Below are 26,123 nucleotides of genomic sequence, written 5' to 3'. Positions count from 1 at the left end.
GAGTTACGCGTAAATTACGCTTCAACAATTGCCAGAATGTCGCTTTCAGAAATGATCAGCACTTCCTGGTTGTCGATTTTCTCAGTTTTCGCGCCGTAGCCTTCGCTGAAAATGACCACGTCACCGACTTTAACGTCCAGTGGTTTCACTTCGCCGCTTTCCAGGATACGACCATTGCCCACGGCCAGCACTTCGCCACGGGTAGATTTGCCTGCTGCGGAGCCGGTCAGAACAATGCCACCAGCTGATTTAGATTCCACTTCTTTACGCTTGACGATAACACGGTCGTGCAATGGACGAATTTTCATTGATAACTCTCCTTTGAGAAGTCCAATCAGTTTTGGGATGAACGCCGGGCTTCACTGGCACCGGCCTCGTGACGAGAGAGATAGGGCCGGGCAAAGAACGTTTCAAGGGTAAAAAAATAAAAATTTTTCTTCTGCGTCACAACCGCACAAATATCGAGCAGAAGGCCCCCCTGAAAAGCAAAAAGGCGGGAATCCGCCTTTCTTATGCCTTACCGATCTTCCCGGCCGTCATCATGTTCAATCAGCTTTGCATCTTTACGCTCATACTCACCGTCCACGGTAAAACCGCTGTCCGGACCTGCGCCAGGGCCACGCCATACGCGCAAATGTGGCATCAGTTTCAGCGTCAGGTGTTTCTGCACCGGTGGCAACAACAACAGCAGCCCCACGAAGTCGGTGAAGAACCCCGGCAGCAGCAGTAAAAAGCCAGCCAGAATCAGCGAAACGCTTTTGATCATCTCAGCCGCAGGGCTTTCACCCGCCGCCAGCTTCTGCTGCATCAGCATGAAGTTCTTCATCCCCTGGTTTTTCACCAGCGAGATACCAATACATGAACTGAACACCACCAGCAGCAGCGTCAGCAACACACCCAATACATGTGCGACGTGGATGAAAATGGTGATCTCAATCCACGCCAGAATAAATAGTACTAAAAACGGTAACCAGCGCACCGCAATCTCCTGTCGGTCAGGGCCATCCCGCGTACTGCGTGACGGCAAAAAAGGGATCGTTACGATCGTCTCCCGTTAAAATGGGCACTTAACCACGGCTTTTCAACCGCGCCCGGGTAAATTCATACTGGAAAGCAAAGTGCGACTATGATCACACTGTGCCGGACACGATTGAAAAAGAACGCAATTTAAGTGATCTGCATTCAGGCTTTTTGCCACTAACAGAATATGATCGTGCTCCGCCCGCGGCAAACGGATAAAATGTCGGCCCTGACGGCTCACGGCCAAAGATCACTTTGTGATAACCCATATACCCGATAACACCTGAAAAGAGGAAGGGTATTAACAAGAAGGTTTCTCATGGCTAATAACATTCGTATCGAAGAAGACCTGTTAGGGATGCGTGAAGTTCCGGCGGATGCTTACTACGGTGTTCATACTCTGCGTGCGATTGAAAACTTCTACATCAGCAACAGCAAAATCAGCGATATCCCTGAATTCGTGCGCGGCATGGTGATGGTCAAAAAAGCGGCGGCGATGGCCAATAAAGAGCTGCAGACCATTCCACGCAACATTGCGAACACCATTATTCAGGCCTGTGATGAAGTGCTGAACAACGGTAAGTGCATGGATCAGTTCCCGGTGGACGTTTACCAGGGCGGTGCGGGTACCTCAGTTAACATGAACACGAATGAAGTGCTGGCAAACATTGGCCTGGAACTGATGGGCCATCAGAAAGGGGAATATCAGTTCCTTAATCCGAACGATCACATCAATAAATGCCAGTCTACCAACGACGCTTACCCGACCGGGTTTCGCATTGCGGTTTACTCCTCCATTCTGAAACTGCTGGATGCCATCGGGCAGCTGAGCGAGGGCTTCCAGCGCAAAGCCGTTGAGTTCAACACCATTCTGAAAATGGGCCGCACCCAGCTGCAGGATGCCGTGCCGATGACGCTGGGCCAGGAGTTCCACGCATTTAACGTGCTGCTGAATGAGGAAATTAAAAACATTCTGCGCACCAGCGAACTGCTGCTGGAAGTGAACCTGGGCGCCACGGCTATCGGTACTCGTCTCAACACGCCTGATGGCTACCAGCAGCTGGCGGTTAAGAAGCTGGCCGAAGTCAGTAACCTGCCATGCGTTCCGGCAGAAGACCTGATTGAAGCAACCTCAGACTGTGGCGCTTATGTGATGGTTCACAGCGCGCTGAAGCGTCTGGCCGTGAAGCTGTCAAAGATCTGTAACGACCTTCGCCTGCTCTCTTCCGGGCCGCGCGCGGGCCTGAACGAGATCAACCTGCCGGAGCTGCAAGCGGGTTCTTCCATCATGCCAGCCAAGGTTAACCCGGTGGTGCCGGAAGTGGTCAATCAGGTGTGCTTCAAAGTGATAGGCAATGACGTTACGGTGACCATGGCTTCTGAAGCCGGTCAGCTGCAGCTGAACGTGATGGAACCGGTAATTGGTCAGGCGATGTTTGAATCGGTGCATATCCTCACCAACGCCTGCTCAAACCTGCTGGAGAAATGCGTGAATGGCATCACGGCTAACAAAGCGGTGTGTGAAGCCTACGTGTTTAATTCTATTGGAATTGTGACTTACCTGAACCCGTATATCGGCCACCACAATGGCGATATCGTCGGGAAGATTTGTGCCGAAACGGGCAAGAGCGTCCGTGAAGTGGTGCTGGAACGCGGTCTGCTGACCGAAACGGAACTGGATGACATTTTCTCCACCCAGAACCTGATGTTCCCGGCTTACAAAGCCAAACGCTACACAGATGAAAATGACTGACGCAGTTGGTTGAGCCAAAACAAGGCACGGACGTTCTCTGAACGACGTGCCTTTTTTGATGCTGAATCCTACATATTATTAACGGTTGATTAGCAACTAAGTGCAGGGAGAGTGAATATGATTGTGCCGGAGTTGATTGTCGTGCTGGCAGCGATCTATCTGGGGGCCCGTCTGGGCGGGATTGGCATTGGCTTTGCCGGCGGTGTCGGCATGCTGATCCTCACGCTGGTCTTCCAGATCAAACCCGGAGCCATCCCCTTTGATGTGATTGAGATCATCATGGGGGTGATTGCCGCCATCGCGGCGATGCAGGTTGCGGGCGGCATGGATTATCTGGTGAGCCTGGCCGAGCGCCTGCTGCGCAGGCATCCACGCTATATTACTTTCCTGGCGCCGCTGGTGACCTACGCGATGACGCTGCTGGCGGGAACGGGCCATACGGCCTTCTCCACGCTGCCGGTGATTGCGGAAGTGGCTAAAGAGCAGGGTGTCCGCCCTTCCCGTCCACTCTCCATTGCCGTTGTCGCTTCACAGATTGCCATCACCGCTTCACCTATTTCGGCCGCCGTGGTGTTCCTGTCCGGCATTCTTGAACCGAAAGGCATCAGCTATCTGGGCCTGCTGGCGGTGGCTCTTCCCTCAACAATGGTCGCCATTTTCCTGGCGGCGCTGGTAACCAATTTCCTCGGTAAAGAGCTGAAGGACGATCGGATTTATCAGGAGCGGCTCGCAAAAGGTGAAACCGTGCTGCGTGGCGAGACCGTTTTCAAGGTCAAGCCTGGCGCAAAACGCTCGGTGCTGTTGTTCCTGCTTGGTATTGTTGCAGTGGTACTGTATGCCACCGCAATCAGTGAGACCGTTGGGCTGATCGTTAATCCTGTTCTACCGCGCAATGAAGCGATCGTGGTGTTTATGCTGACGGTCGCGGCCCTGATCTGCCTGACCTGCAAAGTGGATACGGCAAAGATCCTTTCGGCCAGCACCTTTAAATCAGGCATGAGCGCCTGTATCTGCGTGATGGGCGTGGCCTGGCTGGGTGATACCTTTGTGAAGGCCCATATCGGTGAAATTCAGCAGGTCGCCGGTGAGCTGCTCAGCGACTATCCCTGGATGCTGGCGGTAATTTTGTTCTTTGCCTCAACGCTGCTCTACTCCCAGGCGGCCACCACCAAGGCGCTGATGCCTGCTGCGCTGCTGTTGGGCGTTTCGCCGGTGACCGCCGTGGCCTCTTTTGCCGCCGTGTCGGCCCTGTTTGTTCTGCCGACCTACCCGACCCTGCTGGCTGCGGTGGAGATGGACGATACCGGCTCCACCCGCATTGGCAAATTCGTTTTTAACCACTCCTTTATCATACCGGGCACGCTGGCGATCGTCTTCTCGGTAGCCTTTGGTTTCCTGTTCGGGCATCTTTTCCTGTGATCTTTGCGGGTGGAATTCCTCCGCCCGTACCTGACCATGTTACATCCTGAAAAGCCTCAACCGCCGTGCCATGATATATTTGCCTGCCGGTAAGGATGACCCCCTGAGCTCATCCAGCGCGGCGGCGGACCGTTGTTCGCCCCGCCGGTTTACTCAGTTCAACAAGGAGAAAGTGGTTATCAGCCATGGCTAAGCACCTCACAACATTAATTTTTCTGCTGCTGGCAACTTTGTTCAGCTCCACCGCCAGCGCGTCGCTGTTTGGGCCTAAAAGCACCAATAACTTTGGCACGGTCGATCAGGCGTTTGCGTTTGATTTTAGCCAGCAGGCGAACCAGCTGACGCTCAGCTGGCAGGTAAAATCCGGCTATTACCTCTACCGCCAGCAGATTAAGGTGTCGGCGCAGGGCGCAACGCTGGCTGACTGGGCATTGCCAGAGGGCAAGCCGCATGAGGATGAGTTTTATGGCAAGACCGAGATCTATCCTGAAAGCCTGACGCTGCCCCTGACCGTGCAGCAGGCCGCGAAAGGCGCAACGGTCACAGTGACCTACCAGGGTTGTGCTGCCGCCGGATTCTGTTATCCACCGGAAACCCGCACCGTGCCGCTGAACGACGTTATGCCAGGCAACACCGCAGCGGATAACGCCGGCAATAACGCTGTAGCGGCCCGGCCATCCTCTCCCGACCAAAACCTGCCGTTCTCCCCATTATGGGCGCTGCTGATTGGCATTGGTGTCGCTTTCACCCCCTGCGTATTACCGATGTATCCGCTGATTTCCGGCATTATCCTCGGCGGTAACCGACAGTATTCGCTGGGCCGCCTGTTTGCGCTGGCGATGGTTTACGTCCAGGGGATGGCCGTGACCTATACGGTGATGGGGGTGATTGTTGCCGCTGCTGGTTTACGCTTCCAGGCTGCTCTTCAGGCACCGGCGGTGCTGGTTGGCCTGTCAGTGCTGTTTATTCTTCTGGCGTTGTCGATGTTCGGCCTGTTCACCCTGCAGCTCCCCTCTTCCCTGCAGACCCGCTTGACCCTGTGGAGCAATCGCCAACAAGGTGGCTCGCTGACCGGCGTCTTTTTGATGGGCGCGCTGGCCGGGCTGATTTGTTCTCCCTGCACCACCGCGCCGCTGAGCGCCATCCTGCTGTATATCGCGCAGAGCGGAAACATGCTGGCCGGTGCCGGAACGCTGTATCTGTACGCGCTGGGCATGGGACTGCCGCTGATTGCGGTCACACTGTCCGGTAATCGCCTGCTGCCGAAAAGCGGCGCATGGATGCAAATCGTTAAAGAAGGCTTTGGTTTTGTGATCCTCGCCCTGCCGGTGTTCCTGCTGGAGCGGGTGATCGGCGATCTCTGGGGGCTCCGGCTGTGGAGCCTGCTGGGCGTGGCCTTCTTCGGCTGGGGCTTTATCAGCCTGAAATCAACCAATGGCTGGCAGCGCCTGGCGCAGCTCCTGATGCTGGCTGCCGCACTGGTTGCCGCCCGTCCGCTGCAGGATTGGGCCTTTGGTGCATCGTCAGCGGAAGCGACCACGGCGCACCTGAACTTCACCCGCATCAGCGAAACAAATCAGCTCAATCAGGCCCTTCAGCAGAGTAACGGTCGCATCACCATGCTGGATCTCTATGCTGACTGGTGCGTAGCCTGTAAAGAGTTTGAAAAATACACTTTCAGCCAGCCTGACGTTCAGAGTGTGCTGAAAAACGCCCAGCTGCTGCAGGCCGATGTCACGGCAAACAATGCCCGGGACAGCGCGTTGCTGAAGCAGCTTCAGGTACTGGGCCTGCCGACCATCCTGTTTTTCGATGCCAGTGGCAAAGAGATCCCTCAGTCGCGCATTACCGGTTTTATGGATGCCGCCGCGTTTGAGCAGCATTTGCAGAAACTGGCCCGTTAAACGACACTAGAGAAGATTTTCTGGCCTGAAGCCGGAAGAAGGCATACAAGAGGAGAGTCACTTGCAACGTGAACAGGTACTCGAGCATGCACTGAATGTACTCGAGCAAAACGGCCTGGCCGCTTCCACATCGTTTGCCATGATGGCGGATGGAGTGGCGTGCCGGGAAGAAGACTTAAAGCGCTTCTGGCCCGACCGTGAGGCGCTGCTGTATGACGCCCTGCGCTATCACAGCCAGCAGATTGATATCTGGCGGCGCAAACTGCTGCTGGACGAGACGCTGAACGCCGAACAGAAGCTGCTGGCACGCTATCAGGTACTGGAAGAGGCCGTGCGCAATAATCGCTACCCCGGCTGCCTGTTTATTGCTGCCTGTAGCTTTTATCCCCAACCCGACCATCCTGTGCATCAGGTTGCCGAGCTGCAGAAGCGCGCCTCATGGCAATACACCCACGACCTGCTAAGCGAGCTGGAAACCGATAACCCCACGCTGGTTGCTCATCAGATGGAGCTGATTCTCGAAGGCTGCCTGAGCCGCCTGCTGGTGAAGCGTAACGTACAGGAAGTGGCTACCGCCCGCACGCTGGCAGAAGATGTGCTGAGCATCGCACTCTGTCGTAAAAATGGCGCTCTCGCCTGAGCAAGTTTCAGGCTAAGCGCATAAAAAGCAGCCATTCAGTCGTCGTTTACGTGTTTTTTGTGACAAAGCCGTTGACGGAAGGCGGCCTTTACGGTTTAATGCGCCCCGTTGCCCGGATAGCTCAGTCGGTAGAGCAGGGGATTGAAAATCCCCGTGTCCTTGGTTCGATTCCGAGTCCGGGCACCATATTTAAAGAAACCAGCCTGATGGCTGGTTTTTTGCTTTCTGCGGCTTCAGTTATTTCACAGCGCTGCATCCACCTTAGCTACTCTTCCACAGTACTGCGCATACCTTCGATACAGAATGCCGGACAGCCTCAACCAGAGCAGTCCCACTGCCCCGGTATGCGACCCGCCTTCCCTGTCAGATGCTCAGGGTGCAGACATAACTATTGCGAGACAGCGATCGTCGTTTTAATCTTCTGTTTTTTCATGTAGTTGACCAGGAATTCATACAGGTCATGAGTTCGGGCCAGATTAAATTTTTTCATCGTCTGCAGCTTGTAGGAGTAAACGGTCTTCACCGATACGTTAAGTATCCTCGCAATGAGGTGCATGTCGTATCCGGCAATAAATAACCCCGCAAACTCCTTCTGGCGCGCTGACAGTGAACGGCTCTTACAGGCAGGCAGAGAGAGGTACTCCCCGGTATCCGTACTGATCCGCAGCATTGACATCAGAAAAATTTTCGACACTTTGTCCAGTGGACAGGCCCTTGGGATCACAATCATGCCGGGCAGGCAGCTGGGGATTTGCAGGCGAGTTTCCGGCAGGCCACCATCATCAATACCTATAACAATGCTCTGCTTCTGTCGATAATCCAGGGCGGAAAAACAGAATAAACAGTTTATAGCACTTTTAGGTAAAATAATAATATTCGCCAGGCTGACAGAGTCCCGATCAATTTGGTTTTTGATAAGAACATTATATTCTTTGCCAGCAGATTGCTTAATGAGTTGCGCAATTCCCTCAGAAAGATAAGCATTGCTGATATGAATCAGGACAACAATATTCTCTACTTTATCCATGTCAGTATCCTGCCTCCTGGCAATGTTCTCCACGGCTTTGATTAAACCGCGACTGATTGATTTTTTTAGTCGAACCTCCCCCTGTCCAGTGAAATCTCACCGTTCTCTTTCATCTCTTTCAATACGCGACTGATTGAGCTTTTTGAGAGATCGGAGCTATTTTCAATCAAATACATGACTGAAAATCTTTTCTTCAGATGTTCCGGGATCTGCTGCCAGCGATGGACTAACGATCTGACTTCGTCAGCAGAGGTACACTTGTTCATTGAGATATGGCTCATCAGGTCAGTATACTGGCCCGACATCACCTTCATAACGTCATCAAAAATCTTTTTATCTTTTACAGACTTCCAGAAAAAATCATAATCAATATGCTTGATCTTTCCGTAGTCAACTCGTTCAAGATACAAAGGGATCTCTTCAAGAGCAGGCATAAATCCTATCACGCAGGGTGCGGAGACAATACTCAGGATTTTGTTTCCACCTTTCACTTTGAGGCAAAAATCCCCCTCAAGCAAAAGATACACCACGCGCTGCTCTTTCTTACAAAACTTGTATCTCCTCTTCCCTCTTGATATCTCATCAGGTTCGGAGTTCTCAGCATAGGGTAAGAGTAAGTTAATTATCTGCTCATGACTTTCAAGAACGCTAAACATATATAATCCAAATGTTTTAAATTTACAATAACGAATAACTAAACTCATTCCTCTGAGATTATGTGAACTCTCCAGATAAACATTATTGTTTAAGCTAATGGATATGACTCTGCATATGCATCATCTTAATGATGCCAAATGAGAGTTTTCGTCAATATAGCGGAACAAGAGGAAGCCCTGTTGACCAGGAATGGCAGAGATGCCGGATCATGCAAATACAAGCGATCACAACTCTCTAAAAGATAGGTATTTTTATCTCTTCCCTGATCATACACTCTCATGTCTTCCTCACCATGTTTCGCCTATGTAATAGGTCATAACGACATCCTTTCCGTTTTTCTTAAAAAAATTAATGATTTTTTTGTAACGAATGTAGTCCCGAAAAGATGTCAATTAACATCCGTGCCTCTCTGCTTTTTGAAAAAGAAAAGAGATGAACATCAACAAATTCACCCTTAGTATGCCATTTCTCCGTCGGGATTCCTCTTTCCAGAAAAAAATTCACACTTCCATTTTACACTTAATGTTATTTATTTTTATGGTCAATGAAACATAATCCAGGCTGAAAAAACATTACTTACCCCTGGAAATTTACACTCAATGTTAACGGAGAAATAGTTAACGAAATCAGTAATCCCTGTCTAAATACCCCCTGACAAAACCTCCGCAATGCCGCAGAGAATACAGCATTTTGGCCACAATTTATGACCATACCCTGCTCCGTTTTTCACACTGCTGACATCCGCTTCAGAGACATTAACTAACAAAACGGGGACAGGCCCCCTTGATGAATCGACCTCTTTTTGATAACGGATTTTCAGAACAAAAATTCACTGATTGCGGTTAAGGGTTTTTTAAAATGCAGTCTCCTTTAGCAGAATTTTCGTCTGATTCACATCGCCAATCACAGTCCGATTCACATTTTCGCTCTATAAATAACCTCATACAGCTAAATTTTATCACAATCAAGAAACATTTAAACAACAACAAGCCCCATATAAATACTTTAAAAATTTTGCTAGAGAACTAAACTAATAACACTTCATAATAGTGATATTGGAAAATTAAAAACCATAATAAACATTAAATACATAACAATCATCTATGAACAGGGAATTACCTCAGGAGATAACTCAATGAAGTAAATCGTTCAGCGTATTGCCAAGAACAGATTCAGATGAAAGAATGCGCTTCACAGCGATGATTTCAGGAGAGACGCGCTGGACCTCATCTATAAACTTACAATTTCGCAACAATCTGCATCATATTGCACGTTGAAACGGACTTTCGACTTCACTGCAGGAGGGAACCATCGCCTGAAGATATCAGCTGATTGACACAATCGATTGGCACATACAAAAAGAGTCTGTCTGGCTTTCCAATAATCATACTCCGGTAGGAGATCGGCCTGGACATTCCTTCAGGTTAATCAAAACAGAGGGAAAGAATACCCTCACCACTTTTTTATTCTTTACATCTGGAAAAATCGGTCAGTTTTAGGGAAAAACCCTGTTTAGCACGAATAATCATGGGAAAGTTCAATGGAAGATATTAAAAAGCCTGTCCATGTTGTCATTTATTACAATTTCAACATGTTCGATAATGAGATATGTGAATATCTGAAAAATAAGATCACGACAGAAGTAATATCCATCAAAACCTGTTCAGACCATCAGGAACTCTTTAGTGAGGTCAGGAAAGGAAACGTTGACCTCATTTTTACTGAATACAATTACCTCTACAAAAATTGCGATTCAGGTGAACAGCAGAAGTTAAAAAATCTTTGCGCAAAAAACAACGTCAAGACATTGATTTTCATGCAAAACTCCAACACCCTCCTGATAAAAAAAGTGATCCAACAGCAATACGATGCTTTAGTCAGCACCCATGACAGCATTGATGAGCTTCAGAGAGCTATCGGCCATTTGATCTCAGATTCCGAAAAACAATTCATCTCTAAAGTCCTCACAGAAGCCGTCAACGACAAGCTTAAAAATCAGGATCAAATCGCTTTAACGTCTAAGGAGTGGGAGGTTGTCTTTCTGATCGCTCAGGGCCATTCGCTTTCTGATATTGCAGCCAAGAAAAACCGGGCCATCAGCACTGTTGCCACGCAGAAACAGAATGCAATGAAAAAGCTGGATATTAAAAGTAACGCGGAGTTATTGAAGTACGCATACCTGAATGGAATGCTGTAATTTCATGAAAAAAAATAAATTAATATTAATCATACTGGCTTCACTGGCCAATAGCTTTCAGGGGCATGCCGTCAGTTTGCAGCAATCCGTTATCGCGGCGCGTTTTTACGATACTGAATTTATCGCGGCAGGCAACCTGCATGATGCTGAAGGGCAGAAACGCTACCAGGGATTCGCCGGGCTTTTGCCGGAAATTTCACTAACAGGAAGCTATTACAAGCAGGATCAGCCCGATGCCTCTTATGCCGCCGGTATCAAACGCCATAACTACAGCTTTAACCTTTCGCAACCTCTGTTCGATCCCGCCCGCTTTGCCACATGGAAAAGAGCCGATGCGGCGGCCGACCTGGCCGATGCGAATTATATGCTGGCCCAGCAGAAGCTGATTCAGGATGTCAGCAAAGCCTGGTTCTCGGTGATCTTTTCGCGCAAGCAACTGGCGACGTTGCAGCAGGAGATGAAGGCCTATGAAGTGCAACTTCATAAAGCCCAAAAAGCCCAGCAGATTGGCGAAGGCACCGTGCTGGATGTGGATGATGCTCAGGCCAGTTTTGACCGTGCCAGAGCGGAAATGCTCTCTGCTGAAGATGACCTGAACCACGCGGGACTCGAATTTAACCGCTTAACCGGACTGCCGGCCGAAGAGATTCAGGAAGCGGATATGCGCTGCCTTTTTCATCCGCAAAAAGAAACTATGCAGCAGGTTGTGATGCGCACGTCACAAAAAAACCTCAATATCATCGCCGCCTCGCACAAACTGGAAGAGTCCCGGGCAGACGTGATCAGTGCAACATCAGCTCATTTGCCCGTGGTGACCCTGCAGGCCAATTACGGCACCAACTGGAGCCGGGCGGAAAATGGCAACGTGCTGGATGAAGTTTTCGGTTCCACCTCCAAAACCAAAAACACCTACGTCGGGGTGAACGTCACCGTCCCTATCTTCTCGGGAGGCAAATATCTCTCACAAAGTTTTGAGGCGGTCAGCCGCCGCGATCAGGCCAGAGAACTGCTGGAGGATACGCGCCGCAAGGTCGTGCAGGATACCAAAGCCTCATGGCTCGGCGTAAACAACAACCTGGCGAAAATTAATGCCTATCTGCGTTCGGTGGATTCCGCACAGAAAAAAGTCGCCTCCACCGCCTATGGCAAAGAGCTGGGATTAAGAACGCTGCTCGATCAATTTAATGCTGAGAAAGACCTGTACAAATCACGGCAAGACCTTACCGAAGCAGAAAACAATTTTGTTCAACAGAAGATCGCACTGGCCGCTGCAACCGGCGATTTGGATTACTCCACATTGAATGACTATGCCTGCCAGCAGGCAGTATCAAGGTAGATAAATTTATGAGTGACAAATTATTCAGGGATGAAGCGTTAGAGGCTAATCGTTCGAAAGCCGTAGGAAAAGTTGCTCTGTATTGCCCCCCTTACCGCTGGCTGAATATCGCGCTGGTGATGATCGTGACTTTGATTGTGGTGCTGTTCTGCATTTTCGGGAGTTATACCAAACGCGAAACAGCGTCCGGTGCGTTGCTTCCCGTTAATGGCGTGATGAATATCATGGCGGTCAACAGCGGAACGCTGCTCGACCTGAATATGACAGTAGGCCAGAGCGTGAAAAAAGGACAGCATCTTGCCACCGTATCTTCAGAGATTGCCACCCAGTACGGCCAGACCCGCAGCATGATCTCTGAGCAACTGAACCAGCAGATTGCCGGGCTGGAAAACGAGCTTAAGAATCTGGTGACTCTTAATGAAGAGACGGTCAGAGGGCTGGCAGATAAAAAGAGGATGCTGCAACAGCAGATTAACCAGCTCAATCAGATGTATTCGCAGCGGGTCTCCCAGGTCAGTCTTGCCAACAGGCAGGTGAATAAGCTGCTGTTAATGCGTGAGAAGGGATATGCCTCCAACACTCAGGTTGAGCAACAGCAGTCGACCCTGCTGGATGCGGAATCCCGCCTGCTGGAGGTGGATCGCCAGCGCACCGACGTTCAGCAGCAGCTGACTCAGACGTTACAACAAATCCGCGAGCAGCCGGTCAACACGCGCAATAAGCAAAATGATCTTGAGCGGCAGCTTTCCACCGTGCTCCAGTCACGGATAGAAAACGAGTCACGCCGTTCGGCCGTTCTGGAAGCGCCGGAAGGTGGCATCGTCGGCTCGGTGCTGGTGAAGCCCGGGCAAATTGTCAGCGCCGGACAGTCAGTGGCTTCCCTTCTTCCGGAAAATGCCAGCCTGATGGCTCGTATTATGGTCAGCAGCCGGGCAATCGGGTTTATCAAGCCCGGTCAGCGCGTGATCCTGCGCTATCAGGCCTTCCCCTATCAGAAATTCGGGCAGCAGTTTGGCACCGTCTCCGACGTGTCGCGCGTCTCGCTTTCTCCGCAGGAAGTCTCGCATCTCACCGGAGCTATGCAGGTCCAGGAAGCCTTTTACCAGGTCAGAGTTGATCTGGATAAACAATTTATCAGCGCCTACGGCAATGACCTTAAATTGCAGCCCGGTGGCACTGTGGAAGCTGATTTTATTATAGACAGACGCCGCCTTTACCAGTGGGTACTTGAACCGCTCTACGCGCTTGGACGCCATACGTCTGTTTAATTTTTTATACCAGGTTATTAAATAATATGAATATTCTGAAAGATCTTCAGTTCTCCTGGCGGAAGAACCTGCCGATATTACACCAGACTCAGGCAGCGGAATGCGGACTGACCTGTGTCGGTATGATCGCCGGCTTCTATGGTCATAAAACGGATATGATCACCCTGCGCCGGGCGCATCCGACTTCACTGAAGGGCGCCACTCTGGCTGATGTTATTCAGACCGCCAACAGCATGGGCTTATCCGGTCGGGCACTGAGGCTCGAACTGGATGAATTAGATAAGTTACACCTCCCCTGCATCCTTCACTGGGACATGAATCATTTTGTCGTCCTGAAGAGCGTTTCTAAAAACAAGATCACCCTGCACGATCCGGCGCGAGGAAAATGTGAAATTCCGCTGGACGAAGTTTCGGACTCCTTTACCGGCGTAGCGTTAGAACTCTACCCTAACTGTAATTTCGTCAAAAAGAATGAAAAAACCCAGCTGTCGCTGCTGAAATTGATCGGCAATGTCTCCGGGATCGGATCGGCTTTCCTGCAGATAATGGCGTTGTCGGTGGCGCTTGAGGTGTTTGGCCTGCTGTCACCTTTCTACATGCAGTGGGTAATGGACCAGGTGCTGGTTTCCGCCGACCGCGACTTGCTGACCCTGCTGGGCTGCGCCTTTATCTGCGTGATCCTGTTGCAAACCGTGATCTCCGCGCTGCGATCCTGGGTGACCACCTGGTTCTCCAGCCTGCTAAGCGTGCAGTGGTCGACCAACATCTGCACGCATTTGCTCGGGCTACCAATGACCTGGTTCCAGGAGAGGCACATTGGCGACATTGTGTCGCGCTTTGGCTCCATCTCCACCATCCAGAACACACTGACCACCCGTTTTATCAGTTCTATCCTGGATGGCGTGATGGCGGTGATCACGCTGATTGTCCTGTTCAGCTATAACATGACTCTGACCTGGATTGTCCTCGCCACCGTGGCCATTTACACCGTGCTGCGCGCCGCTTCCTTCCGGCCTTTCCGCCAGGCAAACGAAGATCAGCTGATTGCCTCAGCCAAAGCTCAGTCCCAGCTGCTGGAGTCCATCCGTGGCATGCAGGCGGTGAAACTGAATAACAAAGAGGAGATCCGCGTCTCCAGCTATGCCAGCGAGCTGGTCCAGGTAACCAACAAAGGGATCCAGATCCAGCGGTTGACGATCCTGTTCAGCGTTCTTCAGGGACTCACCTCCGGAATCAGCCGGATCGTGCTGATCTGGCTGGCAGCCATTCAGGTACTGGACGGTAACTTTTCCGGCGGGATGCTGGTGGCCTATATCAGCTTTTCCGATCAGTTTATTTCCCGTATAACCGGGCTGGTCAATGCGATCATCGACTTCACGATGTTACGACTGCATGGCGAGCGTCTGGCCGATATTGTGCTGACGGAAACGGAAGAGAACACCGAAAACCTCATTAAGCTGCCCGAGCAAACCGCAGCCTGCTCGGTGGAAATCAACAATCTCGACTTCCGCTATTCAGAAACCGAGCCGTTTATCCTGAAAAACACCAGCTTTACCATCCAGCCCGGAGAATCCGTTGCCATCGTCGGACCGTCCGGCCAGGGGAAAACCACACTGGCTAAACTGCTGCTGGGACTGCTGAGGCCAGAGGCCGGCGAGATCTGTATCAACGGCGTGGACATCACCAAACTGGGGATGAAGTATTACCGTAATCGTATCGGTAGCGTGATGCAGGATGATATTCTGTTTGCGGGATCGATCATGGATAACATCTGCTTTTTCGATCCGGTTTATGATGAAGAACGGGCGATGCAGGTCGCCCAGATGGCCCGTATCCATGAAGATATCATCGCCATGCCAATGGGCTACAACAGCCTGGTGGGAGATATGGGCTCCTCATTGTCCGGCGGGCAAATTCAGCGCGTGTTGCTGGCAAGAGCGCTGTACCGCCAGCCACAATTATTGATCCTGGATGAGGCAACCAGCCACCTGGATGTGGCCAGGGAGAGCGCCATTAACAGCGCCATTGCCGGAATGAATGTCACCCGCATCATTATCGCGCATCGCCCGGAAACCATTATGAGCGCTGACCGGATCATCCAGCTGGATAAAGGTGAGATCAAACAAATCCCGAAAGAGCTGTTTACCGTCACAGGATAGTGTTAAACGCAGCATCTTCGGGTGCTGCGGACTTTAAAATCGATCGGTAAAGCAACGGGTGGCATTAAAACATGATGTTCTGGCGATCATTAATCAAAGCGTTAGCTCCGGGTTCATTCTGCGACTCCCGTATCAAATATTTTTTGCGGAGGCCAATGTGCTGCCGCCAGTGATATCAGCCCTTCCCAGCCAATCTGGAACATTGCTTCCACTAAGAGTCTGTTTATCAATATCTCTTAATCTTGATCAATCGTAATCTATCTTGTATCTTGCGCCCCTAATCTTAACACGCTTTATAACGTGTGAATTTTTTTAAGAATGAGCATGAAATGCACATAAAATCTTTTACTTTCATGAAATTATATCTAAACCTCCACCTTTCAAAATAATAATAATCTGATGGAACATCGCAGCTTTAAAGATTAAGGAACGACTTTGTGCGCTCTGAATAACTGCTGTTAACAGTAAAATAATCACGCTAAATAATGAATTTTATTCATATAGTATGATCAATTCACAAATTTCACTGGCCATGACAAAAATCAGATGACAGATTCTGGACTTCACACACTCTCTTCTATAAAAATTGTAACGTCTCCACTCAATTCAGTGCCATCGAAACAAGCATGGCGAAGTAAAAGGGGTTCAATCATTTTAAATAAAATATAACCAGAAAAGGATTTCAGGCACTGATGAAAACAGATGCCTTCAGAGGTAGCCATGGAAAATAACAGCGACAGTCGTAAGCCAGATTTAGTATTCATAATAAATGAAGATACTATTTTTAACCCGCAAGCTCACAAAATTTTCAGTATTAAGAAAGATTTCGCCCCCCAGGAATTTAATATCAATGTTCCGGCCAGCCGGTGTCTGATGTTATTGATTGAAAACAGAGGGAAAGTCGTTACGCGGGATGAATTTCTTAAACATGTCTGGACTGAGAATGGAGTATTTGTTTCACAAAACACCTACTACCAAAACATATCAATTCTGCGACGGAAACTGAGAAAAGCAGGCTTAGGTGACGATATTATCGTGACCATTCCTCATCGGGGACTGACTTTACATCCAGAAATCGACATTCGGGAACAAAGCGTGAATGACAGCGCTGGCAAGGCCGCTTCGGCACCGGCAGGACTGGCAATTCCCCAGACAGAGGTGGCTGATGCTGTCACAAAAAAAACGGAGCCAGGAGGTGAAGGCCCGGAGCGTGGGCAGAAATGCCAGCAAACAGAGGATCAGAAACATAAGGGTCTGCAGCCCTACCAGATGATTATCATGACCATCATCTTTTCAACCACGATCCTGCTGCTCAATGACTATCTCATTGCCAATTTAGAGAAATCATCTGCAGAAAAACCACCGGAAAGAAACAGTTGTACCTTCGGTGCAGAGAAGAATAATTTGGAAGCAGCCCCTCAACAAAAGCTTCATTCCTGACGATCATAATCTGTTTCTTAAGGCTCAACTCTGAGCCTTTTTTTATGGGCCCCATGAAGTTCCGCATTCATACTCAGCCACCCCATTTCACAGATATCCTCCCCTCTTAAACATAGACTCACTAAAAGAAATCACAGCTCTCCTGTTTCCATCACCCTGTGAATAGTTTGAGTTAAGACAAAGTTGATAAGCACTTTTTGCCTCACAGCACTTAAGGTTATTTCACTGCAACGGGATTCGTCTGCAGGAAAAAACGGGCATTAAGTCGGTACTTGTGCCTGAAAGGATATTTGTAACGACACGGATAGCAAAATCACTCTTGTCGGTGACTTTGTTTATACAAAACTTCAAAGGATAGAAGCATGAAATATATCGTTTCCACTCTGACCAGCGTTGCTCTGATGACAGCCCTTTCTTCAACGGCTGCCTTTGCTGCTGACGGTACCATCAACTTTAAAGGCAACATCATTGATTCAGCCTGTACTGTTGATCTGGACGGTAATGGCGCAACCACCATGGATGTGCTGATGGGCGACGTTAATAAAACGGCCTTCAGTGGTGTGGGCTCGACTGCTGGCGGCAGCGCAAGCGCCACCAAATTCAACATTTCACTGAAAAACTGCCCGGAAACTGTCACCACAGCAACCGTGAAATTTGATGGTACGGCTTACGCAGGTGACAACACTGTGCTGGCCCTGACCCAGGAAACTGGCGTGGCTACCGGTGTGGGTATACAGCTGTCTGACGCTTCCGGCATTCTGCCACTGTTTACTGCTTCTGCGCCATATACCCTGACCAGCGGTGACACCACCAATGTTCTGGACTTCTATGCGCGTTATATCCAGAAAGCAGCAACCGTAACTGCCGGTCCGGCAAACTCTGTAGCAACTTTCACTGTTAACTATTAATAGCTGAAATCAGACACCACCCGCTTCTGGGTGGTGTTCTTTCAGCCAGCAAAAGGTTCGAGAATGCGCAAGTTCAACATCCCCTTTCTGTTCGTGCTTTTTTTTACCGTCTTCAGCGTGAATGCTGGTGTGGTGATTGGTGCCAGTCGCATGATCTATGATGGCAATAAAAAAGAAAAGTCCATCAGTGTTGAAAACCCCGATGCTTATCCCTACCTGATGCAATCATGGGTGGAAGATGCATCCGGGAAAATGATTAAAGACAATGCTCCTTTTATTGTCACGCCTCCTCTGTTCCGTCTCGACAGCAAACAAAAAAATCTGTTACGCATCGTAAAAGCAACAAATGCTCTGCCACAGGATAAAGAAACATTGTTTTGGCTGAACATAAAGTCTATCCCTTCAAAGCCGGACACGGATAATAATACATTGCAGATAGCCGTGCGCTCACGACTGAAACTTATTTATCGCCCTGATGCTTTAATTGGGGAAATACCTGAGCAATACGCCGATAAACTGGTCTGGAAAAAACAGGGCACCGTGTTAACGGTTACCAATCCGTCGAACTATTACATTAACTTCATGACGGTAGAATTAAATAAATCGAAAGTCAGTGAAGGTGGCTTTGTTGCACCGGGTTCATCAACAACCTTTACCCTGCCTGCAAATCTGTCCAGTGGCGATCTCAGCTGGAAAATCATCAATGATTACGGCGGCATTGGTGCGATTCATCATGCCAATATCTGATGATTGGATATTATTTCTTTGGCCTGAAATTATTGATATGCCTTTGAGCGATTAATAATCCTTTCGACATTGATGTCATATCAGTATCTGTACAATGGAATGTAAAATGAATAGAACTGAAAAAGCAAAACGAAACAATAAGAGACATAAACGCCTTTGGGTTCTTATCGTTCCTGTCGTTATTGCTCACTTTCATCCGGGTAAAGCCTTCGCGGCTGAGACGTTTAACCCCCGTTTTTTACAGGATGGTAGTGGCAATACCGTAGTCACGGATCTTTCCGTTTTTGAAAACAGCCGCACTCAGGCACCTGGCGATTACCGGGTAGATATCTGGCTCAATAACCATTTTATTGAGTCAAGAAACGTGACTTTTTTCAACTCAGAGAATAAAACAGGCGATACCGAGCTGGTGCCCTGTTTTAAACTTTCAGCACTGGCTTCTTATGGCATACGCACCGATGCGTTTCCTGACCTCAAAGAAAGCAACGGTTGTGTCAACCTTGCTGCTATTCCACAGGCCTCCGCCAGCTTTAACTTCAGCAACCAGCGCCTGCTGCTGAGTATTCCGCAGGCCGCCCTGAAATCCAGTGCAAGGGGCTATGTTTCTCCGGAACAATTTGATGAAGGCATCAACGCCTTTCTGCTGAATTACCGCTTCGCCGGGGCAAGCAACACCGCCGTGAGTAACAGAGCGCAGAATAATGACAGCCAGTATCTTAACCTGAGGCCGGGCCTGAACATTGGGGCGTGGCGCCTGCGTAACTACACCACCTGGAACCGCAGCAGCACCTCGTCAGGGAATGGCAAATGGGACTCGGTATATACCTATCTGCAGCGCGATATCATTCCACTTAAATCTCAGCTGACGCTGGGAGAAAGTACCGCCCCTTCGGATATCTTTGAGGGCGTTCCTTTCCGTGGTGCACAGATAGCCTCTGACGATGACATGCTGCCAGAAAGCCTGCGCGGTTATGCGCCAGTTGTCCGCGGAACAGCACGCACCAATGCTCAGGTTATCGTGCGACAAAACGGCTATATCATTTATCAGAGCTACGTCGCGCCGGGTGCGTTTGAAATTACCGACCTGTACGCCACCGGCGGAAGTGGTGACCTGTATGTCACCATCAAAGAGGCGGATGGCAGCGAGCAAAATCTTATCGTCCCTTACGCCTCACTTCCGGTGCTGGTGCGTGAAGGCCATCTGAAATACAGCGTGACGTCCGGTCAGTACCGGCCTTATGACAGCGCAGTGGATAAGAAGAGCTTCACTCAGGCCACTGCCATTTATGGTCTGCCGTGGAATATTACCGTCTTTGGCGGGATGCAGGCAGCCTCAAACTACCAGTCTCTGGCGCTTGGCGTCGGCAAAAACTTCGGTGATATGGGCGCCTTTTCCGCCGATGTGATCAATTCATGGGCCACGGCGAAAGACAGCCAGAAAACCGACGGCCAGTCTCTGCGTTTACGTTACAGCAAGAACTTCTATGAGACTGGCACAAACTTCGCCATCGCCGGCTACCGCTACTCCACACGTGACTATTATTCCCTGCCGGAATTGATGGACACCTATCGCTACGATCAGAACGCGACTTTGCGTGAACAGGCCCGTAATCGCACTGAATTAACGCTTAACCAGAATCTGGGCGAAAAAGCAGGAGCACTGAGTGTCAGTCTGCTGCGTGAGGATTACTGGCGAACCGATCGGCGGATGGAGTCGCTGGCTCTCGGCTATAACAACAGCTACAACGGCATCAGCTATGGCGTGAACTACAGCTACAACCGTAACTCGAGCAACCTTTCCGGCGAGCGCGACTACAGCAAAGATCAGATTATCTCCTTCAACATCTCCGTTCCACTGGATCGCTGGCTCTCCAACACCTGGGCCAACTATTCCGTCACCAGCAGCAAGCCGGGTAATACCAGCCACAGTGTTGGCCTTAGCGGAACCGCGCTGGCAGATAATAATCTTAGCTGGAACGCCCGGGAAGGCTATGCCAGCCAGGGTGTCGGCAACAGCGGCAACCTGGATGCAGATTATTCAGGTACCTATGGTGACGTTTCCGCAGGTTATGGCTACGACAGAGATATGAGAAGGCTGAACTACGGTGTGGAGGGTGGATTGCTCATTCATAAAAACGGAGCAACCTTAAGCCAGGCCTTTGGCGACACGGCAGCACTGGTCGTGGCTCCGGGTGCCAGCGGCGTGCAGATCACCAACCAGACCGGGGTGAAAACCGATTTCCGTGGCTATACCGTGGTGCCAAATATGACAGCTTACCGTCAGTCAGACATCGTGCTGGACACCACGACTCTGCCGGATGATGTCGACCTCGATTTGGCCACCGTTTCGGTTGTCCCAACCCGCGGTGCAATTGTTCGCGCAAGATTTGCCGCTCAGGTTGGTGCACGCGGCATTATGACCCTGACATACAAAGGGCAGCCAGTTCCGTTCGGCGCAATGGTGGTGGATGCGGCTGAATCCGGCAAGCAGGGTAGCATTGTCGGCGATGGCGGACAGGTCTATCTCAACGGCTTAAAACCGGCGGGAAATCTGCTGGTGCAGTGGGGCCGGGCCAATGACACTCAATGTCATGTACGCTACAAACTTCCTGAAAATAAACCAGAAAGCGGCATTCAGGTTCTGAATGGCCTTTGCCAGTAACCTGACGAGCATCCCTGCACTATTTGGAGCTACGGAATATGAACTTATTAAAAAACAACATTAAGTTAAAAGCTTTATTATTGCTATCAGCCTTTCCTTCCCTTTCATATGCAGGAAGTTGTGTCCTGGGAACATCGGTAAAAGCCACTTCTGGAGCATTATCCATTGCGGTCGATCCAAGGGTCGCTATCGGCGATGTATTAGGTTATCGCTATAGCAAAGGCTATTCCGGAACAACATTAGTGGTGGGTTGTACCGGCAGTTCTCCCTACAGATCTGCTTCTATTTTAACAGCCAGCACCACTGTTACGGGTGCATATGAAACCGGGATAGCAGGTGTTGGGGTAATTATTGGGGATTTGTATAACACGGCGATGACCGTCCCCTATACCCTTTCTCTGGGGCCTAACGCATTAACCCCCTGGGGTCCATCTGGCGAGGTTCGTCTGACCTATGTGAAGACCGGCCCCATTACACCAGGCACAATGGGCAGTAAGCTTTATGCCAATTATTATCTGAACAACAGCGTCTTCTCCACATTAACCGTCAGCAGCCTGACCATTCTGCAAAAAAGCTGTCTGGTGGATGTGAATTCACAGTATCAGACCATCAATATGGGCAGCCCGAGCCGCAGCGAATTTAATGGAGTGGGAAGTACGGCCGCCTCATCAGAGCGTAATTTCAACGTTGTGATGCAGTGTGAAGCGGATAATATTCCGGTTCAGGTCTCCTTCGATCCCGTGGGGACTTCATCAGGTAACGGGATGATCGCCATTGATTCAGGAACTGATGCCGCATCGGGCGTGGCGGTTGAGGTAATGGATGCCAACAGGAATCCATTGGTGTTTTCCAAAGCAACCACTTATCACAATGCTGCAGAGAAGACGATTACCATACCTTTAATCGCGCATTATAAGCAAACCGCCAGCACTATTACTCCTGGTGCAGCCAATGCAGCGATGACTTTTACTATCTCACAGAATTAAAGAATGAATGGGCTCTTAATTATTCACAACAGAGTGTGAATCACTTCATAAGAAAGTAATTCACTTGTCGGTGAAAAATAAAAAACCCTAGAATTGACTCACCCGATAGCATCCGGGGAAGTTAAAAAAGGAAGGCTGATACTGTTCTCCGATAACAGCCAGGCCTGTATTTAAGTAAAGAAATGGAATAATAACATGAAAGAACTTTCAGTAATTGAAATGAACGATGTTTCTGGTGCATACAGCTGGGACTTCAGCAGCATTGGTGGCTTCCTGGGAAGCGTAGCGGGTAACGCTGCCGAAGCAGTCGGCTCTGCAGTTATGGGCGCTTCAGTTGGCGCAATGGCTGGCGCACTGATTGGCGGCAAACACGGCGGCGACGGCGGCGGACTGCTGGGCGTGGGCGCGATCGGTCAGGGCGTTGGTATGATTGGCGCAGCCATTATTGGTGGCGTTGGTTGTGGCATTGCAGGCGCTCTCGCTGGCTGGGATCTGACCTTAGAATACAGTGAAAAAGCGGCTGATGGCGTGATCAACGGTACGCTGGGTTAAGTTTCCCTTTATTATTTAAGAGCCACTTCGGTGGCTCTTTTTTTCTGCCAGGCATGTATGGAAAACAACAAAAAAAGCATTTTTCGCAGTGACGCGATCGATTATCAACGCCAGAAGTGGGTCGGTAAAGCCCTGTTACTTTCTAAAATCCCCGCACCGGTCATTGCCGGTCTGTGTCTGGTATTTATGCTTGCCCTGGTGCTGGCGATGATTTTCCTCGACTACAGCCGCAGAATTGATGTGGATGGTGAGGTCATTACCCTTCCCCACTCGATTAATATTTACTCGCCACAGCAGGGTTATATCATCACCACCTTCGTCAAGGTCGGCGATCGGGTTAAAAAAGGCGATCCTCTGTATGAACTGGACGTCTCACGTAATACTTCTTCCGGCAGCGTCAGCACCGTCGCTGTCGATTCTATCAAGGCTCAGATAACCAATCTCTACGCCATCATCGCCAAGCTGAAAAGCAATAAAGAATCCACCTTACAAAATCTCCAGGTACAGATTGATAACTATGCTGCTGCGCACAAAGCTACGGAAAAAGTGGTTAACGACGCGCGTGACGGTATGAGAAAGATGAATGAGAGCCTGAAAAATTATGAACGTTACCTGAAAAAAGGTCTGATCACTCAGGATCAGCTCAATTATCAACGGGCACAGTCGCTTTCACAGCAGAGCGCCTGGCAGGCATTAAGCAATCAAAGTAATCAGGAAACTATCCAGCTGTCGCAGTTACGCAGTGACCGACTGACCCGCGGAGCCGACTTCGACAATCAGATTACCCAGAGCGAATCCCAGGTCAGCGATCTGGAGCGTCAGCTGGCCGAAAACCGGGCCAACAACAGTATTATTATCAGTGCAAAACTGGATGGCGTGATTGAGTCACTCAGCGTCACGCCGGGCCAGATGGTGGAATCCAGCGCCAGCCTGGCACAAATCAAGCCTGTCGATAATGTGAAGTACTATTTGCTGCTGTGGCTGCCGGATAACAGCCTGCCCTATGTGAAGGTTGGGGATGGCATCAACATCCGCTATAACGCCTTCCCATCCGATAAGTTTGGTCAGTTTCCGGGGAAAATAACCTCGATCTCCTCGATCCCGGCTTCGCCGCAGGAAATGAGCAGCTACAGCAGCGGCAGTAACCAGCAGAAAGGCTCCTTTTACAAAATCCTGATATCCATTCATGACACCGAGTTCAGTGACAAAGGGAAGAAGCTGGAGATTTCCGGTGGCCTGCAGGCCAAAGCGATCGTTTTCCTTGAAACCAAGCCGTTATATCAGTGGGCCATTGCCCCGATTAATAAAATAAAAAACAGCGTGACCGGGGTCGTGAGTGAATAGCAAAACTTTGTTCGATAAAATTAACAGCAAAATAAATTTTTCCCTGCGCCGGAAGGTTCCGCGGATCCTGCAATCTGAATCTTCTGAATGCGGACTGGCTTGCCTGGCGATGGTCTCCTCTTATTACGGCCTCAACGTCGATTTATTTAATCTGCGGCAGAAATTTGGCGTCTCCACCAAAGGTGCCACCTTAAATCTGGTGGCGAACGTCGCCGCGCAAATTCAGTTGAAAACCCGGGCACTGTCGCTGGATATCAACGAAATTCGCCAGTTGAAGACCCCCTGCATCCTGCACTGGGATATGAACCACTTTGTGGTGCTGGTGAGTGTCCGTCACGCCTCTTTTGTTATCCACGATCCGGCGTTTGGCCGCCGCGTGGTCAGCCTGAAAGAGATGTCGAACCATTTTACCGGCGTGGCGCTGGAGCTGTGGCCAGACAAAGACTTTCATAAAGAGACGGTTAAAACCCGGCTGCGCCTGCTCGATCTGATGAAAAATATCGACGGACTGCCGGGTGCGCTGATGAAAATCTTCGCGCTGTCAGTGGTGATTGAAGCGGTTAATTTGCTGCTGCCGGTGGGAACGCAGCTGGTGATGGACCATGTTATCCCGGCCCATGATTATGATCTGCTGACGGTGATTTGCCTGGGGCTGGTGCTGTTTACCCTGTTTAAAGCCTTTGTCAGCGTGATACGCGCCTGGACTTCAATTGTGCTCGGTACGCTGACCGATGTGCAGTGGAAGACCACGCTGTTTGACCATCTCACTAAGCTACCTCTCTCCTTTTTTGAGAAAAGGCACCTTGGCGATATTCAGTCCCGCTTCTCCTCGCTGGACGCTATCCGCACCACCTTCACCAACAGCATCGTCAGCGGCATTATCGACAGCATTATGACGGTTGGCCTGTTGGGGATGATGATCGTTTACGGCGGCTGGCTGGTCTGGGTGGTGGTGGGCTTTACCGCCTGCTATGCGCTGATTCGCCTGAGCACTTACCGCGTTTTTCGCCAGCTGTCGGAAGAACAGATTGTGAAAGGAGCCAAATCCAGCTCCCACTTTATGGAAACCCTGTACGGCATTTCCACGGTAAAAGCGTTGGGGATCAATAATGTCCGTTCCAGCCACTGGCTTAACCTGAATATTGATGCCACCAATACCGGCATCAGAACCACCCGCTACAGCATGATGTTTAGCGGCCTGAATACATTTATCTCCACGCTCGATCAGGTTGCGATCCTCTGGTTGGGTGCCTCGATGGTCATGGATAACAACATGACGCTGGGGATGTTTATGGCCTTTAACTCCTACCGCGGGCAGTTTTCACAACGCGCGGGTAGCCTGATCGATCTGGCGTTGAGCCTGCGGATGCTGTCGCTGCACAACGAAAGGATCTCCGACATTATCTTTACCGAAGCAGAAGAAGAATCTTCTCCCCGCGCCGTGTTCCAGAAAGGTGCCGGGATCGCGCTGGAGGTGAAGGATCTGACCTACCAATACGATGCGTTGTCCAAACCAATCTTTCAGGAACTGAATATGACGGTTCAGCCGGGGGAAAGCGTGGCGATCGTTGGCCCGTCCGGTGCCGGAAAAACCACTTTGCTTAAGGTGATGAGCGGCCTTCTCACGCCAACCAGCGGGCATATCCATGCCGGCAGCCTGGATATTCATAAAATGGGGATCAATAACTACCGCCAGAGTATCTCCTGTGTGCTGCAGGACGATCGTTTGTTCTCCGGCTCGATTGCCGAAAATATCAGTGGATTTGCTGCGGATGTGAATAAAGAACGGGTGATGGCCTGCGCGGTTTACAGCAACATCCATCAAGAAATCATGAGTATGCCAATGGGCTACGAGACAATGATTGGTGAACTGGGCACGGGAATCTCCGGCGGCCAGAAGCAGAGACTGTTCATAGCCAGAGCCCTCTATCGCCAACCTAACGTGCTGTTTATGGATGAGGCCACCAGCCATCTGGATATCGATAATGAAGCGGCGATCAATAAAGCGATCTCTTCGCTGAAGATCACCCGCATTATCGTCGCTCATCGCCCTTCCACGATTGCCTCAGCAGACCGGGTCATTACGCTTGCTTAATCAGCTTTT

The 26,123-nt window shown here is 50.1% G+C and carries 20 protein-coding genes and 1 tRNA gene; 17 read left to right on the top strand and 4 right to left on the bottom strand.

Going from position 1 to position 26,123, the window contains the following annotated elements; all coding sequences use genetic code 11:
* Nucleotides 1-14 precede the first annotated feature (14 nt).
* Entirely contained in the window at nt 15-308 is a 294-nt protein-coding gene (locus tag GSQ70_RS25325; RefSeq protein WP_034891529.1) for a co-chaperone GroES, read from the bottom strand.
* Nucleotides 309-517: 209 nt separating this feature from the next.
* On the bottom strand, nt 518-979 hold the full coding sequence (locus tag GSQ70_RS25320; RefSeq protein ID WP_199257309.1) for an FxsA family protein: 462 nt from the start codon (nt 977-979) through the stop codon (nt 518-520).
* A gap of 360 nt (nt 980-1,339) precedes the next feature.
* Between GSQ70_RS25320 and aspA the strand changes: the two genes are divergently transcribed.
* From aspA to GSQ70_RS25295, 5 genes are all read left to right on the top strand, one after another.
* Complete coding sequence (aspA, locus tag GSQ70_RS25315) at nt 1,340-2,773, top strand: aspartate ammonia-lyase (protein ID WP_158785099.1); 1,434 nt, start codon at nt 1,340-1,342, stop codon at nt 2,771-2,773.
* A 117-nt stretch (nt 2,774-2,890) separates the two neighbouring features.
* Nucleotides 2,891-4,192 carry an anaerobic C4-dicarboxylate transporter gene (locus GSQ70_RS25310; RefSeq protein ID WP_158785464.1) on the top strand — a complete coding sequence of 434 codons (1,302 nt, stop codon included), beginning with the start codon at nt 2,891-2,893 and terminating at the stop codon, nt 4,190-4,192.
* A 185-nt stretch (nt 4,193-4,377) separates the two neighbouring features.
* Nucleotides 4,378-6,096 (top strand): protein-disulfide reductase DsbD, encoded by a 1,719-nt coding sequence (locus tag GSQ70_RS25305; RefSeq protein ID WP_158785098.1) that lies wholly within the window; start codon nt 4,378-4,380, stop codon nt 6,094-6,096.
* A gap of 61 nt (nt 6,097-6,157) precedes the next feature.
* Entirely contained in the window at nt 6,158-6,736 is a 579-nt protein-coding gene (locus GSQ70_RS25300; RefSeq protein ID WP_158785097.1) for a transcriptional regulator, read from the top strand.
* Nucleotides 6,737-6,846: 110 nt separating this feature from the next.
* A tRNA-Phe gene (locus GSQ70_RS25295) sits at nt 6,847-6,922 on the top strand.
* A 202-nt stretch (nt 6,923-7,124) separates the two neighbouring features.
* Here the strand turns inward: GSQ70_RS25295 and GSQ70_RS25290 are convergent.
* Both GSQ70_RS25290 and GSQ70_RS25285 read right to left on the bottom strand, forming a co-directional pair.
* Nucleotides 7,125-7,763 carry a LuxR C-terminal-related transcriptional regulator gene (locus tag GSQ70_RS25290; protein ID WP_158785096.1) on the bottom strand — a complete coding sequence of 213 codons (639 nt, stop codon included), beginning with the start codon at nt 7,761-7,763 and terminating at the stop codon, nt 7,125-7,127.
* A 65-nt stretch (nt 7,764-7,828) separates the two neighbouring features.
* The gene (locus GSQ70_RS25285; protein ID WP_158785095.1) at nt 7,829-8,419 is read right to left on the bottom strand and encodes a helix-turn-helix domain-containing protein; all 591 of its coding nucleotides are present in this window, start codon (nt 8,417-8,419) and stop codon (nt 7,829-7,831) included.
* A gap of 1,541 nt (nt 8,420-9,960) precedes the next feature.
* Here GSQ70_RS25285 and GSQ70_RS25280 point away from each other — a divergent pair.
* From GSQ70_RS25280 to GSQ70_RS25225, 12 genes are all read left to right on the top strand, one after another.
* The gene (locus tag GSQ70_RS25280; RefSeq protein WP_158785094.1) at nt 9,961-10,617 is read left to right on the top strand and encodes a LuxR C-terminal-related transcriptional regulator; all 657 of its coding nucleotides are present in this window, start codon (nt 9,961-9,963) and stop codon (nt 10,615-10,617) included.
* A gap of 4 nt (nt 10,618-10,621) precedes the next feature.
* Nucleotides 10,622-11,953: a TolC family outer membrane protein gene (locus GSQ70_RS25275; protein ID WP_233268516.1), complete on the top strand. Its 1,332-nt coding sequence runs from the start codon at nt 10,622-10,624 to the stop codon at nt 11,951-11,953.
* An 8-nt stretch (nt 11,954-11,961) separates the two neighbouring features.
* Complete coding sequence (locus GSQ70_RS25270) at nt 11,962-13,221, top strand: HlyD family secretion protein (protein ID WP_158785093.1); 1,260 nt, start codon at nt 11,962-11,964, stop codon at nt 13,219-13,221.
* Nucleotides 13,222-13,247: 26 nt separating this feature from the next.
* Nucleotides 13,248-15,380: a peptidase domain-containing ABC transporter gene (locus GSQ70_RS25265; protein ID WP_158785092.1), complete on the top strand. Its 2,133-nt coding sequence runs from the start codon at nt 13,248-13,250 to the stop codon at nt 15,378-15,380.
* 720 nt (nt 15,381-16,100) lie between these two features.
* A complete protein-coding gene (locus GSQ70_RS25260; RefSeq protein ID WP_158785091.1) occupies nt 16,101-16,820 on the top strand; it encodes a winged helix-turn-helix domain-containing protein in 720 nt (239 codons plus the stop codon).
* Nucleotides 16,821-17,182: 362 nt separating this feature from the next.
* A complete protein-coding gene (locus tag GSQ70_RS25255; RefSeq protein ID WP_158785090.1) occupies nt 17,183-17,728 on the top strand; it encodes a fimbrial protein in 546 nt (181 codons plus the stop codon).
* 63 nt (nt 17,729-17,791) lie between these two features.
* Nucleotides 17,792-18,475, top strand: coding sequence for a molecular chaperone (locus tag GSQ70_RS25250; protein WP_158785089.1), 684 nt, complete (start codon nt 17,792-17,794; stop codon nt 18,473-18,475).
* Nucleotides 18,476-18,581: 106 nt separating this feature from the next.
* Nucleotides 18,582-21,137 carry a fimbria/pilus outer membrane usher protein gene (locus GSQ70_RS25245; RefSeq protein WP_158785088.1) on the top strand — a complete coding sequence of 852 codons (2,556 nt, stop codon included), beginning with the start codon at nt 18,582-18,584 and terminating at the stop codon, nt 21,135-21,137.
* Between the two features lie 38 nt (nt 21,138-21,175).
* Nucleotides 21,176-22,123, top strand: coding sequence for a fimbrial protein (locus GSQ70_RS25240; RefSeq protein ID WP_158785087.1), 948 nt, complete (start codon nt 21,176-21,178; stop codon nt 22,121-22,123).
* A 195-nt stretch (nt 22,124-22,318) separates the two neighbouring features.
* Nucleotides 22,319-22,675, top strand: a complete 357-nt coding sequence (locus tag GSQ70_RS25235) for a hypothetical protein (protein WP_158785086.1) — start codon at nt 22,319-22,321, stop codon at nt 22,673-22,675.
* Nucleotides 22,676-22,732: 57 nt separating this feature from the next.
* Complete coding sequence (locus tag GSQ70_RS25230) at nt 22,733-24,019, top strand: HlyD family secretion protein (RefSeq protein ID WP_158785085.1); 1,287 nt, start codon at nt 22,733-22,735, stop codon at nt 24,017-24,019.
* Nucleotides 24,012-26,114, top strand: a complete 2,103-nt coding sequence (locus tag GSQ70_RS25225; protein WP_158785084.1) for a peptidase domain-containing ABC transporter — start codon at nt 24,012-24,014, stop codon at nt 26,112-26,114. Before GSQ70_RS25230 ends, GSQ70_RS25225 begins: the two co-directional genes overlap by 8 nt.
* The last annotated feature ends 9 nt before the right edge of the window (nt 26,115-26,123 follow it).

Source organism: Pantoea sp. BAV 3049 (assembly GCF_009765445.1).
Classification (GTDB): Bacteria; Pseudomonadota; Gammaproteobacteria; order Enterobacterales; family Enterobacteriaceae; genus Erwinia.
Note: the sequence above shows the minus strand (reverse complement) of the source record. Positions and strands in the feature narration are given on the sequence as shown.